Source organism: Planococcus salinus (genome assembly GCF_003719725.1).
Taxonomy (GTDB): Bacteria; Bacillota; Bacilli; order Bacillales_A; family Planococcaceae; genus Planococcus; species Planococcus salinus.
Genome location: NZ_RIAX01000005.1, coordinates 55,903 through 72,647 on the forward strand (window position 1 = coordinate 55,903; position 16,745 = coordinate 72,647).

Genomic DNA, 16,745 nt, shown 5'->3' on the forward strand with positions numbered 1-16,745 from the left:
GTCAAAGTATTGGGGCTCCCAGCTTTTCTTTTGCCAGCTCTTTTATCAGCTCACCGACTTCTTCACCGAACTCTTTGTTTTCCAGTGCAAACTCTATCGTTGTACGGATGAACCCAAGCATTTCCCCCACATCATAACGCTCTCCTTCAAAGTCATAGGCGTAAACAGATTGAATTTTATTCAGTTGCTGAATAGCATCGGTCAATTGGATTTCTCCCCCTGCTCCAACTTCCTGCTTGTTTAAAAATTCGAAGATTTCCGGAGTCAGTATATACCGTCCCATTATGGCTAAATTGGAAGGTGCTGTTCCTTTTGCAGGTTTTTCCACAAAATTACTGACTTCATAACAGCGACCATCCACTGCAGAGGGGTCAATGACGCCATATCGGTGTGTTTGGTCATCAGCTACCTGCTGCACACCGATGATGGAAGAACCTGTTTCTTCGTGTTGCTCGATGAGTTGTTTCAAACACGGTTTTTCCGATTTGACGATGTCATCTCCCAACAGTACCGCAAAAGGTTCATTTCCGATAAATTTCCGAGCCGTCCAGACAGCATGGCCAAGCCCTTTCGGTTCTTTTTGACGGATATAATGAATCTCCACTTTGGAGCAGTCTCTGACTTTTTCAAGAAGATCAAACTTTCCTTTTTTCAAAAGGTTGTCTTCAAGTTCAAAGTTATTGTCAAAATGATCTTCAATCGCCCGTTTGCCTTTGCCTGTTACGATGATGATGTCTTCAATGCCTGAAGCAATCGCTTCTTCCACAATATATTGGATGGTCGGTTTGTCGACGATTGGCAACATTTCCTTCGGCATCGCTTTTGTTACAGGAAGAAATCTGGTCCCCAGTCCTGCGGCTGGAATAATTGCTTTAGTTACTTTTTTTGTCATACAATAACCTCCTGTTTTTCTGAATTATCAATTTTTTTGCTAGAAAAAAAGACCATGAATTTCGACAAAAAGCGCTGAACAACAAGCGATTTAAGGCCTGCCTTTCCCAGCCTGCTTGCTTGGAGCCTTTTAAAGGAACTGATAATAAATGCCTAGGTAAGTAAAATTATTTACTATATGTCCTTATTTACAGGATATATAGAACTATAATTTTAGTGTATAACCGTTATTATTTAACATTCTAACATCGATAGTCCTAAATAGAAAGCCTTTTAGAATAAAAAAATGAATTTTTCTAAATTTTCTAGTTAATTTGACTATTATGCTGTTTTCTTTCAAACTACATAAAAAGACTGAAACGCTTTTGTAACTTTTAGCGTTCCAGCCTCTTTCAGTGAGTATATATCCTGCCCCAGCACAGAGTGCCCTTAAGCATTATTGTTTTCACTCTTGGGTTTTGCCTGTTTTCTTGCCATCAATTCTTCTCGATGTCTCTCTGCAGCCCTTTCAGCACGGGAACTGGCTTTTGCCAAAGAAAATACAAATCCCGATACCACCGAAATAACCGCTCCTATAGTTACCCACATAGTATACCTCTTAAATGACTCGGACTTTTGGTTTCCATCTCTTCCCTGGCTCCTTACCCATTCATTTCTTTTCATGCGCTTTCTGTTATGCGTTCTCTGATGCAACCGAACTTTACATTATGTATAAGCGGTCAATCGTGAAGACTCAACCCGTTTTTAAACTTTATTATAACATCTTTTCCGACCATTTTAATGTAGAATTTTGGAATATTCATCCTCTTCCTCAAACACGTCACTCAATATGGCAGCTTATGTAAATTCCTTTTGTTCAGAAGACAGCAAACTCCAACACGGGGGTTAAATGATGATCGTCGTATCGCGGGAACAGCAGGCTTACTTTCCATCAAAACAGTAAGCCAAATACAAAAACCGCTTTTCTCAGTGTAATCTCTGAAAAAGCGGTTTGATCAAAAGGATTTAGTATTCGAATATTCTGAAATTTTTAGACGCAGAACCGTTAAGTATGAGAAACAATAAGTTCCAATTGCCCTTCTATGAAATAATCTCCAATAGTGACAGGCACGATGAAGTTGTCCCCTTTCTTTATCCGCGACTCACATTCCGCTGTGCCAATCAGTCCTTCTCCACTTATCACACTCACCAGCAAAAACCCCGTAGTCAGTGGAGCAACCGTTTTCCCGCGAACCTGCCAGTGATAAACCGTAAAATACTCTTCTTCAATCAAACGAGTGGAAATCAAATTTTCCGTATCTTCTTTCACCCGTTCCTGCTGAACTTCCCTGTGGGGGTAGGACGTTACGGTAATCGCTTCTTTTAAGTGCAGTTCCCGCTTCTTCCCTTCAGCATCGGTCCGGTCATAATCATAAACGCGATAAGTAAGATCCGAACTTTGCTGCGTTTCCAAAATGACGATACCTTTTCCAATGGCGTGCAGGGTACCGCTGGGCACGTAAACGAAATCCCCTTTTTTAACTTTGACACTGTGCAAAAGATTGCCCCAGTCGCCACTGTTGACCATCGCTTCGAATTCTTCCCTGGACTCCGCTTTATGACCAATAATAATTTCCGCGTCTTCATCGCAATCCAATATATACCAGCATTCGGTTTTTCCACATGTCTGTCCTGAAAGCTGTTGTGCATAATAGTCATCCGGATGGACTTGAACAGACAGATTGTCATTGGCATCCAGGATTTTGATTAATAACGGAAAATCACTTTCTGCTGTAGAATAACCGAATAAAGATGGGTATTCTTTCCATATTTCCGACAGACTCTTACCTCTCAACAATCCATTCTTAACGATAGAGGGACCATTTTCATGAGCCGAAATAACCCAGGCTTCTCCAGTTGAAGGATTGGGAATGTCATAATCGAATAACTGCCGAAGTTTCGTGCCTCCCCAGATCCTTTCTTGAAATGCCGGCTGCAGGAATACCGGTTCTTTATACACGGACATACCTCCCGTCTGGAATACCGAAAAATCATTACAGTTTACTTTCAGTAATCGATCATCATTGATTGATGGTCAGTTTGACTTTGCATATCGCTTCGATTTCATCCCATTCATCAGTTGCGCGGTAAATATCTTCCTCAATCAATTCACTGCCTGTTTGGACTTCAATGATTTCCATGTCCGTAGTTGCTCTTAATGTATGTTTGGAAGCCAATGGTATGTGAATAACATCGCCCGCTCTTACATGCCTCAGCTGATCATTGAACACAAGGATGCCTTCGCCTTTGACGATTGTCCAAACTTCACTTCTTTTATAATGCATCTGATAACTGAAATTTTTCCCCGCATTGATACCAAGACGTTTAATCAGCACCTGGTTCCCTTCGGCATATTTCGTGTATTCAAGTACACGGTACCAACCCCAGCGTCTTTCTTCGTACATTGGACGGCCATTTAAACCGTCGACATATTCCTTGACCTTCGTGCTGGAATCTTTATCCGTCACCAATATCCCGTCCGGGCTCGCCGCCACCACCACGTCATTCAAGCCAAGCAAAGTGACTGGAATATCAAGCTCATTGACTATATAAGAGTTTTCAATCCCCTTGCCCAATATTCCTTTGCCGGTAATTTCTACACCCATTTCTTCCGTCAATGTATTCCATGTACCCAGGTCTTTCCAATAGCCATCATAGGACAGTGAAATGATATGCTGCGCTTTCTCTACCACTTCGTAGTCGAAACTGTTTTTCGCCAGCAAATGATAGCTCTTCAGTAATTTTTCGTAGTCAGTGGGATATCCTTTGGCCTCCAATAGATCGATGATATATCCGAGCCTGAAAGCGAATACACCACAATTCCATAATGCATTTTTTTCGATGAGAGCTTCAGCTTGTTTTTCAGTTGGTTTTTCTTTGAAATAGTCTACTGTCAAATAATGTTCGTCTGTATCTTCCTTCGGAATAATGTACCCATATTTTGCGGAAGGATAGGTCGGAGTCACTCCCATAAGCGCCAACTCAGCTCCCGATTTCAATAAGGCATCCTCCAAATCATGAATACGGTCAAAAAACTGATTTTCAACGTACGGATCAACAGGCAGCATGCCGACTACTTCTTCTAAGCTGCAGCCCTGCACCGAATGCAAATAGACTGCCGCAAGCGCAATTGCGGGAAATGTATCCCTTCTTTCCGGTTCAGTTACAATATGCACGCCTTGGCCCAATTGTGTTTTGATCATATCGACTTGCGAAGTGCTGGTGGCAATGATGGAATTATCAGCCAATCCTGTTTCTTCAAGCTGCCCCCATACCCGCTGCACCATCGAGACCTTATTGCCCTCTTCATCTTTCAAGACTTTAAGGAACTGCTTTGACCTCGCATCATTGGAAAGTGGCCATAACCGCTTTCCTGACCCCCCTGATAACAATACTAATCTCATCTAACTTACCTCCATCCATTTTTGATAGATTCCTTGTGGCTTACGTTAGCTTGCTGTTCTTGCCATAGAAGACTTCATATTGAACAGGGATGAATTAGCAGGTATATTGTTATAGAATTCCAGAACAATATAAATCTTTTTACCCCCGTTAAAAATAAGTATAGGATTATCATACATATAAATACCTAATATTTCAATACAAATATTCAAATTAATTAGAAATATCAGATATTATTACCTAATATCACTTTATATTCGACCTTCTTTTTATCCTTTAGTAAAATTATCTTAATAATCAGATATTTAATCTTATAAATTTTTCCATATTAAAAACACCCCAAAAGTTAGATTTGAACTCTAACTTTTGGGGTGCACCACCGAAAACCGGTCTTTTTTTCTCTATGCTATATTCTCAGTTATTTACTGGTTGTCAGATCGACAACAATAACGTCCGTGACTTGTTGATCGATGTTTCCTTTGTCAAATGATTTTCCAGATATATGCGTCCACGCATCCCCATCTCATTCAATTCGCCTGCGCTCATATCATAGAAGAAGCGAACTGCTTCGCTGATGCTCTCATAGTCATGGGGTTCCACCACTATGCCAGATTGGCTCTCGGTTATAAGTCTCTCAGCCTCGCTCCCTTGTTCCAGGACCCCTAAAACCGGCTTCCCTGCTGCCATAACACCATAGATTTTACTTGGCACAGAGACTCCTTTAATCCCTTTTTGATTTACCACAAGGTGGATATCAGCGGCATTCAGCGAGTACCGTATAAAATCTTTGGGTTGATATGGCAGGAAGACGACATTTGAAAGATTGTGCTCCTCGACATATTCCTGCATTCTATGCTTAACAGCTCCTTCTCCGATAAACAGAAAGACAAGGTCGGGGATATTTGTAAAGTCTTTCGCGATTCGTATGATGTTTTCCAAATCATAATAAAGTCCGATGTTTCCGGAATAAGCCACAATGAATTTGTCCTGCAGTCCATTCTGCTGTAAAAAATCTGCCACAACCGGATGCTCTTTGCCAAGCGGCAATATTTCGTCTTCGTCTGTCCAGTTATTAACAACTGAATAAGCAGGAACGTTTCTTCCCTTAAAACGTTTAGCCAGCGTTTCGCCCATGTCTTGTCCCACCATCACAATATGGTCTGCATACCGGCAATTGATATTATCGATGAATTTAGCTATTTTGAATACAAGCTGGTTGTTTGTGTAGGAGACAGCAGCTGCCTGTTCCGGATTAAAGTCATGAATGTTATAGACATGCTTGGAACCTTTCAGAAATTTTCCGATAGAACCGATTAATCCGCCCAAAATTGGTGGTTGGGAGATCGTATAGATAATATCAGTCTTTCTTTCTTTCAATAAAGCGATATTTGCCAGAACAAAATAAGAAACAATGTAGCGGACACGGCTTAACTTTGAATTTTTGTCCACTTCCGGCAATTTGATCCGTATGACTTTCATGCTGTCCAAACAGTCTTTCTCGAAAATCTTTTTGACGGATTTTCGTTCACCTGCATAGCCAGGCTGGGCTGCAATTACGGTAATATCAAAATCGTTTTGAATTTCACTCGTTAATTCTGTCATAATTTGAGCGGTAGAGGCCAGATCTGGATAAAAATAATTTATGACAAATGAAATCTTTTTTTTGTTTTTCATAATTACCTTCCTATCCTGAAGACTTAATAACGTTAATTCCGCTGCTTCCATATTTACTGTTTAACGGTTCCTGAAAAATGGAGATAAGAGAGTCTGTGTATTTGTCTTCCGTATAGAATTCTTCATAAATATTCCGGCTCATTTCCCCCAGCCGCAAACGTTCTTCATCATTTTCAGCTAACCGTTGAATGGCAGATTTGATGTCCTCGACTGTAGGTTCAATCAGCACTCCGCAATCCTGGATCAGTTCTGCGATGATTCCCCTGTCGCTGGATATAATGGGCAGCCCCGCAGCCATCCCTTCTATAATGGACATTGGTTGCCCTTCCACTTTGTATTTAGTGGGGAGAGCCATGAGATCAGCTTCCAGGAATACCTGCTTTTTTGCTTCTCCCTGCTTCAACCCATGATACTCTATGTTTTCTTCCACCTCGTTTTCTTTAATGAATTCCTTAACACGCAAAAATTCCGCTTCATTCTGGATTCCTCCCACCAGATTGAGCTTAATATTGTGCCCTTCTTTTACCAATAGGGTTGTGGCTTTCACGAGTTCTATGTAGCCTTTTTCAGCCATCAAATTGCTTAGATACAAAATCGACACCGGCTCTTTTTCTCTTTTTCTGTTAATTTCCCCTTTCCTGATGAAACTCTCTGGGATTCCGTTGGAAACCACTTCTACCCTGTCGACTAATCCTTTGTAATTTCCAGCCAGTTTTTCTCCCAATACAATACCTACATCCACTTTCTTCAACGTATTACGAATAAATTTATTTAGAAACCCGGAAGTGGCTTCGATGGTCGGACCTAAATTGTTGCCATGCAAATGAGTCACCGCTTTACCACGTCCAACGCTTTTGCAAATCCGTATGATTACACAATCTCGTAAAAGCCCCAGTTTAGTCTGAGATATAGAGATATACAGCACCGGCTTTTTTAATGCCACACTTAACATCAATGACCTGATGATGGCAGCAGAATCAGTGAACAATTTCTCCGGCGAAATTCCACCAGGGTTTTCGAAGTTTTTTCGGCTTAAGTTGATTTTTTTCACATTGAATCGTTGGTGTAACTTTTCCGTCCCATATAATGATTGCAGCGCAATGCTTTCCCCTAGCACTGGGGGCGGCAGCGGCCCGACGAAAATCAGATTCCCCTTTTTAGACGTTTCCATAAGAAACCACCCTTCATATCGAGTCTTACGTTTTACGAAAGAATTTCTCATCACATCATTTATACTTTACGGCTGGGTTGACAGTAATCTCTTTTTCTATATTAGTGATAATCAAATGAAGGAGAAGAAAAACAGGCACGATCATCACCAGTGGTTTGAGATAATAAATATAGCCGTACCACATAATCCGAGGAGTAGTGGTTAGGATCAAGTAATACCCTAAAGTGAATCCCAGGTTTCCAAACCCTCTTTTCAACAAATAGGCCGGCAAAAAAACCACCGCATAAGTTACGAAAGGTGCCAGGAACAAACCTAAAATCCGATAATTCAGATAATACTCCCCGTAGACCAGCAACCCATAATTGGTGTGAATCTCGCTTGCGACAATATGCGGCGCCGCGTCAATTCCCTGACCAAAGAAAGAAGGCATCAATTGAGGAATGTAGTTAATCAATGTATAGTAATTGCCTGATTGATGATTTACTTCGATTGCCGCAGCCGTTGAATAGATAAGATCCTGAACGGTAGGATAATTAATCAAGATCCCCAAAGAATTCAGTATAGCTTCGGTATCGAAGACAAGCCCCGAGTGCCTCACCAAACCCAGATAAGAGAATACAAGAATGCCGATTACTAAGATACCGATTTTCCGGAAGTTCACTTTCGGCTTAAATGCCTTTCCTTTTTTGGCAGTGGTAATAATCAGGTACATTAACAGGACCAGGCCCAATATATCGACTCTTGCATAATGGGTAAGAAGCCAGAAAGGCACAAAAAACAAAGCCAGCTTTCTGATCATACTGCCTTTTACACCAACCAGCACAAAAAAATAGGAAACTACAACGACAGAGTTCCAGGCATTCCCGGGAAGCAGGCTTTCTGATAAATCGTGATATGCTTTTCCAGGAAGATCGGGTAAGTAAATGATGGAAGCGGCTATAGCCAGTAAACTGAAAAACCACGTCGAAAGGAGACTGTGGGAATTTCCGAACAGTTTCTTCAGGGCTTCTGCATCATACAGCAGGAAAGACTTCTTGTTTACGTAAAGCAAACTCGACCATACATAATAAAAAAACAAAGCCGCAAAAGCCAGTATGTAAAAATGCTTTTCAATCAGCAAAGTCGAATCGTTGAATAGAGGCTGAACTTCCCCGATGGGACCATACCCTAGAATACTGATGACAGGAAGGAATAATAACAACAAAGAGAAGGAAGCATACCCAATTTTAAAAATAAACAAGTCCATAATAAATTTTATAGCAAAAATGATCAATATAATGCTGTGGATCAGCGGTGCGTCATTAAGAGGCTGGCCAATTTTCAATAAGTAATAGAAGCTGGAGATGCCCGCGATTATATTAACAATGATTTGAAATATTTTTTCGCTTCTCTTGTCCAGATCATTGTACTTTTCCATCGTATCAGTCCTTCATGTAAAAAGATGCAATTTCTAGGCGCTGTTCTTTTCGAGAGAGATGAAGTCCGAAAAAGAATAATAGTTTCTTGAAGACTTTTTGGATTGTACATATAAAAACAGCAAAACCTTCAAATTGATGAAAGTGGAAAAATAGATTAATTTATTTTTAAAATCCACATTGTGACCTTTTATCCCTTCTGAATAGAGCTTCCTTGATAACTTGACAGCCTTTTTATCCTGATTCATAATACCAGTTCGCAATATAATCTTTGTGATATTAATAACGAATTTTCGATAAACTTCGTCTTCCTGCCGGCAAGCCAGATCTCTGTATTTTTCATAAATAAAGATATGTCCTTGTTGGACCGCTTTTTTATTGCTGGTGATCCGTTCTCCGCTATGTTGAAAGAACAGCACCAAAGGTTCCTGAACAAAGTCAAAGCGTGTAATCTGCGCCAGACGAAGATACAAATCCCAATCCTGGCAACTGGGAAACGCAGCGTCGAATCCTCCTATTTTATCCAGCAGTTCTTTTTTCACTATTATAGAAGAAGTGGTATCGATGCAATTGAATTGCAAAAGTTTTGATAGGATTTTCCCCCGGAATACAGGAATCATCTCACGCAACACTCCAGATTCACTGGTCACTCGTAACCCTGTGTAAACGACCCCAATTTCCGGATCTCTTCTAAAAACCTGCAATTGCTTCTCCAGTTTTTCTGGAAGCCATTGATCATCAGAATCCAAAAATCCGACATACTCTCCTGTAGCATGAGCAATTCCCGTATTTCTGGCTGAGGCCCCCCCTTTATTGGTTTGATGCTTAATATACAGGATTCTCGGATCTGTCATTCTACTGACAACTTCGGAAGTGTTGTCAGTAGAACAATCATCAACAATAATAATCTCTATATTTTGGTGAGTTTGAGACAACAGGCTTACCACCGCTTTTTTCAGCAATTCCGCACGGTTATAGGTTGGGATTATGATGCTGGTCTTTTCATTTTCATTCACCACTTTCGGTTCACTCCTTAATGCCGCTCTTCTTTTGGGACATTCAACGCCTGTAAAAAAAAATGCATTGCTGCAAAACAAACAGATCCATCAAATCGCTTCACCACGGTTTGCTTGCACTGAACACTTCTATTTGAACTCGTAATTAACTGATTTTTCTGACTCAATCAGCTTACAGTCATTTTCAACCATAATTTCCACCAGTTTTTCAAATGGCGTACGGGTCGGGTTCCACCCCAGTAATGTTTTTGCTTTGGTCGGATCACCCAGAAGTTGATCCACTTCCGCTCTTCTGAAGTAGTCAGGGTGAATCTCCACCACCACTTCACCGGTCACTTTGTTGAAGCCTTTTTCCTCGATGCCTTCACCGGACCACTCAATATCAATACCGGCATATTTAAAAGCAAGAGTGGCAAATTCCCGGACAGTATGCATTTCTCCAGTAGCAATTACAAAATCTTCCGGATTGTCATGCTGCAGAATCATCCACATGCATTCCACATAGTCTTTTGCATATCCCCAATCGCGTTTCGCATCCAGGTTCCCCAAAAATAGTTTCTGTTGTTTTCCATTGGCGATCCGTGCGGCAGCCATTGTGATTTTTCGCGTTACAAACGTCTCTCCCCTGCGTTCTGATTCATGGTTAAATAAGATGCCATTTACCGCAAACATGCCATAGGATTCCCGGTAGTTCTTGGTAATCCAATATCCATATAACTTCGCTACTCCGTATGGAGAACGCGGATAAAAAGGAGTGGTCTCTTTTTGAGGTACTTCCTGCACTTTTCCATAAAGCTCAGAAGTGGATGCCTGGTATATACGGGTCTTCTTTTCCAGCCCCAAAATCCGTACCGCTTCCAAAATCCGTAAAGTTCCAACACCGTCAACATCCGCTGTATATTCGGGTGTTTCAAAGGAAACCTTGACGTGAGACATAGCTGCAAGGTTATAAATTTCGTCCGGCTTAATTTCACTGATCAACCGGATTACATTGGAAGTATCCGTCATGTCACCGTAATGAATATAGAAATTCTCACTCGACTTTAATTCTTCAATATACAGATGTTCAATCCGTTCGGTATTAAAACTGGAACTTCTGCGTATGATGCCATGGACTTCATATCCTTTTTCCAATAGAAAGTCCGCCAAAAAAGACCCATCTTGTCCCGTAATCCCTGTAATCAATGCTTTTTTCATAATATCCCCCATCACTTAGCAACCAAGTTTGCTTTGTCTATATTTTTTAAAAACCATGCGTACGCTAAAGTCAATCCTTCTTCCAGAGGTATTTTTGCTTCCCATCCAAGACTGTTCAGCTTGGTGACGTCTACCAGTTTTCTCGGAGCGCCATCAGGTTTAGCAGTATTAAATTCGACAGTCCCCGTATAGCCGACCGTCTCCTTCACTTTTTGGGCCAATTCTTTTATGGAGATATCCTTGCCAACTCCAATATTCACCAGCTCATTGCCACTGTAATGATTCATCAAATATACAGCAGCATCAGCCAGGTCATCCGAATAAAGAAACTCACGTCTCGGCTCTCCTGTTCCCCATACTTCGACACTCGGAACCGAGTTCTTTTTCGCCTCATGGAATTTGCGGATTAATGCAGGTAAAACGTGTGAGCTTTCCAAATCAAAATTATCGTTTGGCCCATATAGATTGGTGGGCATGACAGAAATATAGTTTGTGCCATATTGGCGGTTGTATGCTTGGCACATTTTAATGCCCGCAATCTTTGCAATGGCGTATGATTCATTCGTCGGCTCCAGTTCCCCTGTCAGCAACGAATCTTCCCGCATGGGTTGCGGAGTCAGTTTTGGATAAATGCAAGTGCTTCCTAAAAAAAGCAGCTTTTTTACGTTGTTTTGGTGAGAAGCATCGATCACATTCGTTTGTATCATTAAATTATCCCTTATGAAATCTGCAGGGTAGTCGTTGTTTGCCACTATACCGCCCACTTTTGCTGCTGCAAGGAAAACATACTCGGGCTTTTCCTGACGGAAAAACTCATCGACTTGATAACGTTTTGTCAAATCCAGTTCCCGGCTCGTGCGGAAAACCAAGTTGAAGTACCCTTTTGCCTGTAAGTTTCTAACAATCGCCGATCCGACCAGCCCCCTATGGCCAGCTACGTAAATCTTTGAGTCCAATTCCATGACCATCCCACCTTTTCCGCTTCTTATATGCAACTCTCCACTTCCTAAAACTACCTGCAAACCACTCATTTACTAAGGGCACCGAGCAAAAAGGTTAAATATCCCTAATACTTTGTGCTTAGTAAGTTCTTTTATTTTTTCATTATAGCATACTATAGTCTTTTGAAGACAGATAATTTAGATTATTTTATTATTTTCTGTTTATTTAATCCATTTTATATATTTTTCCTCTCTATCTCTGAGTTTCGTAACAAATTTTCAGGATTTACAACGGCAGGCAGTCTGGATAGCGATTCAGGATTTCCTGTCTTATTTTATACTAAAGCTTTCTTAACGAAGAATCCCTTTACTTCTTTAACCAGGTTTCGCTGGAAGATCAGCAGTAGCGAACTGTAGATTGCGCCTCCCATTAAAACAGTGACTATGATAAGGATTGTTTCTTCCGTGACAGAGAGTTGAGATAACAGCACTGCCAGCAACAGCATCATTATCGCTGAATGGAAAATCGGTACAAAAATAGCTTTCAGCAGTTCAGGAAGACACGCACCGATGATCAATCGAATTCTGGCAAAATAATTAATAAAGAACAACGCGAATCTCAGCGCACCCATTGCAATTGCCACAATAGCGATTTCACCCGTCAAGCTTGCAAAATAAACGACAATTGGAATCACAAATAACAGAGCAATCTGCCAGTAAAAACTCCACCTTACCTTGCCGACCGCGATAAATAGACTGCCGCTCGGGTTTCCTAAAGCACGGAACAATGCATAAAAACAGAGAATCTGTACAATCGGAACAATGTTGCTCCATTCTCCACCTAACAATACCGGTATAAGAAAAGGAGCCAAAACGATCAACCCGCCAAACATTGGAGCATTGAGGGTCATGATTACTTTTATGATAAACAGGTATCCTTTCTGAAGACGCGCTTTCTCATGTTGAATCTTTGAAAATACAGGAAACGATACTTTTGTAATCATAGGATTCAACTTCTGGATCGGTTGCATAATCAGATTCATCGCCATGCTGTAGAAACCCAGAATTTGCGGGCCCATCATCATACCAATAATGATTTGGTCGATCTTCGTATTAAAATAATTGGCTGTATTTGTTCCCAACCTGTACATCCCAAACGATACCGAGCCCTTTACTGCCGACCAGGAAAACTGAAGCGTCGGACGCGTCGCTGGATTAACGAAGCCAATCACAACCCAAGGAGCTGTTCTGAATACTGTCATGACGATATGACCGACAACCAATGACCATGCCCCAAAATTAAAGTATGACGCCAGGATGATGGTAACAGTGACTCCGATAAAAGTTGAAATGATTTCGTGTTTGCTTATATTGGCGAATTCCAGGTTTTTCGTGGCAAGCGTTTGGAATTGAAGCCCAAAAGGAATGATAACAAAACTGATGCCGATCACTTGGACCAATTCTTTTAACTGCGGTTGCTGAAAAGCTCCGGCGATAAGCGGGGATATCAGAAACAATAAACCGAACATGATGAAACCGACCACTATGGAAAACCAGTACAGGCTCGACAACTCAACTTGACTGATTTTCTTTTTTTGGATAATAGCATCTGTTATGCCCATATCCATGTACATATGGGCAAATTGGATGACAATCTGAATCAGCGCAATAATCCCGAAAACCTCAGGCCCCAGCACCCTTCCTAATACAATAAGCTGGATGAGCTGCAATACCCCTGTAATTATTGTTGAAAGAGATGTCAGTTTAACGCTGTTGGCAGCTTGCATTTTTAAAGACATAGGCTTTACCTCACAACCGATTCAGTATAGAATCTTCTTCCATAAGTTTCTTCTCTGTCTTCCTTCTATCCCGTAAGGTCTGTCTTCTACAAAATCATCTGGGAAACCCATCAAGTCAAACGATTCACGGCTCGATTTCGGTATATTCTCATACTGGTACAGAAATTCGAAGTCAATCACTTTCAGGCCTTCTTTCGTAATCAACAGGTTACCTGGGTGAAAATCGATGAGTGCATATCCCTTGTTATAGAAAAATTCACTGATGCTGAAGATTTCTTTTCTATATTTTTTAAGGAGCTGCTTTTTAATGTGGTGATTTTCCGTGAATTTAAGCGTCTGCAAATAAGGAGTGATGATATAATTCTCCCCGCTGTCAAGCAGTTTTGGTATGAATTCACATTCCTTGCTCAATTCACCGTATACGTATTTCTCTCTGTTCAAAAAACGTTCTTTATCGGCCTTGTATGTTTTTTTCACCGCTTTTTGACCGTTATATTCAATGACTTCCACCTTTGCTCTCCGCTTGTTTTCGGAAATATCGGCGATGACCCGTTCTTTTGTCACATAGTCAGCATCCCATTTGGTTATGGTTTCTTTCACTTCCCCTAAAACTTCAGGAACTACTGCCGTGATGTAATCGAATGCTTCAATTTCATCATCGGCACTGTGGATGGGATTGGTTCTCTCTTCTTTTGACAGAGGTGCATTCATCTCTTCCCGCAGCTTTTCCTTCAGCAAATAAAGTTCGTTGGAGACATGCGGGTACCTTTTTTTCATATTCGCGTTCAACGCTCTTGGATGGTAATCATACATCACCAGTAATGCGGACGGTTTCCCCCCACTCACTGGCCACGGACCCCTCTCCCAATTTCCACCTCTCAAGTTCTGGGCAGCTTTCCTCTTTTGCTCTTCATCGAGCTCCACTTTCATCACGGTATTCAACCCTGCTTTTTCAAACCAGTCGACTATATAATCCGTCTTTCCCCTTTCGGCCGCCCACTCTCTGACGACAAAGACCATCAATTCCCCGTTTTTGTGGAAGTTGGATTCATTGTCTTGAATGGTGGTCTCCAGCCAACTGCCACTTGTCCCGCTCAACTTCCTGATGGTATCTGTGGCAGGCGCCCATCCCTGCTCTTTCAGGAAGTTGTGGAAGTACAGCAAATTCTGCTCTTTCAAATCCATGTCGTTTTCCCTTGCCAGCTGTTGCAGGATGACAAGGTATTCGTGATCCGCCAAATCATTTCTTGCCAGTTTATCTTGGCTGATCGGAATTCCGGATTTTTCTCCTTTATGATAGACAGCGTGATACATGAGGCTCAACAAATAATCTTTTTTGCCGGGGACAAAGAATTTTTCCTTCCATAACCTTCTTCCATTTAAAATGCGCTCGGCTAAATATGGAGGATAATATGCGATGTTTTTAAAATCACTGCCCGGCAACCCACTGACGCTGTATATATCAAAAGGCAATATACCCACTTTTTCATTGATGAGTTGCTGGACCACCTCAACATCTTCATCCGATACCAGCAAATCGACATCTTCGCTGATATCCGAAAATGGCAATTTATCATACCAGCGCAAAATGACATACTGCAGACCATAGTTGTTCAATACCTTAAAAAAGCCTTCCAGACTGATATCCGGCGAAAGATAATGTCTGGCCTTCATTTCTTTTTTATGCTTCCGCTCCAAAACGACCCATGTACTTTTTTTCCCATGTTCATCCACTAATGCTTTGTAGTTGAATGTCCACTTTTTCTTTCTGGCAAGCTTATAGGCCAACAAAGACACGAAACTGGCATAATTGAAAGCATGATTCGGTTTGAAAACAATCAATTCTGCTGAAGAACTTAAAGCATTTTTGACATCGTACAAATCAGCTTTATTCATTATTAATACATCTGCATTGTTTTTATAGGTGATTCCTTTGTCATTCACATAGAAGAGACCTGATTCCGCTCCGCTTTTCAGTTTTTTCGTCGTTACCCCCAAGTAATTGTCAAAACCGGAGTGAGCCAATTCGTTCTTCAATAAATCTGTTTTTGTATTGTAATGGAGGATTTTCACGTTCGTGTTATCGATATATAAACTCTTGATATACTCACTCACTCTTAGTTCTCTGCCCATTTCCCCACCCCTAACCGATACATTGGCCATTTATTTTATTCTTTTCATTTCAATGTATAATGCCGTTCGAAATACGCCTGGTATTCTCCATTGATAATGTTTTCCCACCATTCCTGATTATCCAAAAACCATTGGACCGTCTGAGCTATGCCCGTTTCAAAATCATATAGCGGTTTCCATCCCAGACCCTCCAGTTTTGCCGGGTCGATTGCATACCGTTTATCGTGACCCAGACGATCTGTGACAAACTCAATCATTTTTTCGGATTTGCTCAAGGCGCTGCAGATCGTCTGGACAACTTCAAGGTTTGTTTTTTCATTGTGTCCACCGATATTGTAAACTTCCCCGCTTTCCCCTTTGTGCAGAACCAAATCGATCGCCCGGCAGTGATCGTATACATGCAACCAATCACGGACATTTTTCCCGTCTCCGTAAACCGGGACTTTCTGGTCGTTTAAAAGCCTCGAAATCGTCAGCGGTATCAATTTCTCCGGAAAATGGTAAGGGCCATAATTATTCGAACAGCGGGTTATGTTGACAGGCAAATTATAAGTTTCAAAATAAGCGCGAACCAACAAATCCGAGGAAGCTTTGCTTGCACTGTAAGGGCTGTTCGGCTGCAAAGGCGTTTCTTCTGTAAAGAAAGTATCCGGATCGAAGTCCAGTTCCCCGTATACTTCGTCTGTTGAAACATGCACAAACTTCTGAATGCCATTTTGTTTGGACGCGTCCAGTAATACCTGTGTCCCCAGCACATTCGTCCGGATAAATATTTCAGGGTCTGTAATCGACCGATCAACATGGCTCTCCGCAGCAAAATGGACAACATAGTCAAATTGCATTTCCTGAAATAAGTCCAGGATAGAGAATCGATCAGCAATATCCATATTAATAAATGTATAATTATCCCGCTTTTCAATTTCGCGATGTTTCGTTAAATCGCCCGCATAGGTCAGCAAATCCAAATTACAGATTTGGTATTGCGGATACTTATCCACCATATACTGAACAAAATTCCCTCCGATAAAACCTGCTCCGCCAGTCACCAGTATCTTTTTCATAGAGTG

General features: G+C 41.3%; 12 protein-coding genes. All 12 read right to left on the minus strand.

Annotated features, from left to right (window positions below; genetic code table 11):
* Position 1 precedes the first annotated feature (1 nt).
* The gene (galU, locus tag EEX84_RS08530; protein WP_123165212.1) at positions 2-892 is read right to left on the minus strand and encodes a UTP--glucose-1-phosphate uridylyltransferase GalU; all 891 of its coding nucleotides are present in this window, start codon (positions 890-892) and stop codon (positions 2-4) included.
* Between the two features lie 1,044 nt (positions 893-1,936).
* Positions 1,937-2,890, minus strand: coding sequence for a mannose-6-phosphate isomerase, class I (gene manA, locus EEX84_RS08535; protein ID WP_123165213.1), 954 nt, complete (start codon positions 2,888-2,890; stop codon positions 1,937-1,939).
* Positions 2,891-2,951: 61 nt separating this feature from the next.
* Complete coding sequence (locus tag EEX84_RS08540) at positions 2,952-4,334, minus strand: sugar phosphate nucleotidyltransferase (protein ID WP_123165214.1); 1,383 nt, start codon at positions 4,332-4,334, stop codon at positions 2,952-2,954.
* Between the two features lie 430 nt (positions 4,335-4,764).
* Positions 4,765-6,006 carry a glycosyltransferase family 4 protein gene (locus EEX84_RS08545; protein ID WP_123165215.1) on the minus strand — a complete coding sequence of 414 codons (1,242 nt, stop codon included), beginning with the start codon at positions 6,004-6,006 and terminating at the stop codon, positions 4,765-4,767.
* Between the two features lie 10 nt (positions 6,007-6,016).
* Positions 6,017-7,177 carry a glycosyltransferase family 4 protein gene (locus tag EEX84_RS08550; RefSeq protein WP_123165216.1) on the minus strand — a complete coding sequence of 387 codons (1,161 nt, stop codon included), beginning with the start codon at positions 7,175-7,177 and terminating at the stop codon, positions 6,017-6,019.
* 55 nt (positions 7,178-7,232) lie between these two features.
* Entirely contained in the window at positions 7,233-8,594 is a 1,362-nt protein-coding gene (locus EEX84_RS08555) for a hypothetical protein (protein WP_123165217.1), read from the minus strand.
* Between the two features lie 33 nt (positions 8,595-8,627).
* Positions 8,628-9,611 carry a glycosyltransferase family 2 protein gene (locus tag EEX84_RS08560; RefSeq protein ID WP_123165218.1) on the minus strand — a complete coding sequence of 328 codons (984 nt, stop codon included), beginning with the start codon at positions 9,609-9,611 and terminating at the stop codon, positions 8,628-8,630.
* Positions 9,612-9,737: 126 nt separating this feature from the next.
* Complete coding sequence (gmd, locus tag EEX84_RS08565; protein WP_123165219.1) at positions 9,738-10,805, minus strand: GDP-mannose 4,6-dehydratase; 1,068 nt, start codon at positions 10,803-10,805, stop codon at positions 9,738-9,740.
* 11 nt (positions 10,806-10,816) lie between these two features.
* Positions 10,817-11,767 carry a GDP-L-fucose synthase gene (gene fcl / locus EEX84_RS08570; protein WP_123165352.1) on the minus strand — a complete coding sequence of 317 codons (951 nt, stop codon included), beginning with the start codon at positions 11,765-11,767 and terminating at the stop codon, positions 10,817-10,819.
* 314 nt (positions 11,768-12,081) lie between these two features.
* The gene (locus EEX84_RS08575; protein ID WP_123165220.1) at positions 12,082-13,545 is read right to left on the minus strand and encodes an MOP flippase family protein; all 1,464 of its coding nucleotides are present in this window, start codon (positions 13,543-13,545) and stop codon (positions 12,082-12,084) included.
* 21 nt (positions 13,546-13,566) lie between these two features.
* Positions 13,567-15,678: a protein kinase family protein gene (locus tag EEX84_RS08580; protein ID WP_123165221.1), complete on the minus strand. Its 2,112-nt coding sequence runs from the start codon at positions 15,676-15,678 to the stop codon at positions 13,567-13,569.
* 44 nt (positions 15,679-15,722) lie between these two features.
* Complete coding sequence (rfbB, locus tag EEX84_RS08585; protein ID WP_123165222.1) at positions 15,723-16,739, minus strand: dTDP-glucose 4,6-dehydratase; 1,017 nt, start codon at positions 16,737-16,739, stop codon at positions 15,723-15,725.
* Between the last annotated feature and the right edge of the window lie 6 nt (positions 16,740-16,745).

Excerpts from the sequence above, each read along its gene's own strand:
- galU (WP_123165212.1), bottom strand. The coding sequence starts at position 892 with ATGACAAAAAAAGTAACTAAAGCAATTATTCCAGCCGCAGGACTGGGG.
- EEX84_RS08540 (WP_123165214.1), bottom strand. The coding sequence starts at position 4,334 with ATGAGATTAGTATTGTTATCAGGGGGGTCAGGAAAGCGGTTATGGCCA.
- EEX84_RS08545 (WP_123165215.1), bottom strand. The coding sequence starts at position 6,006 with ATGAAAAACAAAAAAAAGATTTCATTTGTCATAAATTATTTTTATCCA.
- EEX84_RS08550 (WP_123165216.1), bottom strand. The coding sequence starts at position 7,177 with ATGGAAACGTCTAAAAAGGGGAATCTGATTTTCGTCGGGCCGCTGCCG.
- EEX84_RS08555 (WP_123165217.1), bottom strand. The coding sequence starts at position 8,594 with ATGGAAAAGTACAATGATCTGGACAAGAGAAGCGAAAAAATATTTCAA.
- gmd (WP_123165219.1), bottom strand. The coding sequence starts at position 10,805 with ATGAAAAAAGCATTGATTACAGGGATTACGGGACAAGATGGGTCTTTT.
- fcl (WP_123165352.1), bottom strand. The coding sequence starts at position 11,767 with ATGGAATTGGACTCAAAGATTTACGTAGCTGGCCATAGGGGGCTGGTC.
- EEX84_RS08575 (WP_123165220.1), bottom strand. The coding sequence starts at position 13,545 with ATGTCTTTAAAAATGCAAGCTGCCAACAGCGTTAAACTGACATCTCTT.
- EEX84_RS08580 (WP_123165221.1), bottom strand. The coding sequence starts at position 15,678 with ATGGGCAGAGAACTAAGAGTGAGTGAGTATATCAAGAGTTTATATATC.
- rfbB (WP_123165222.1), bottom strand. The coding sequence starts at position 16,739 with ATGAAAAAGATACTGGTGACTGGCGGAGCAGGTTTTATCGGAGGGAAT.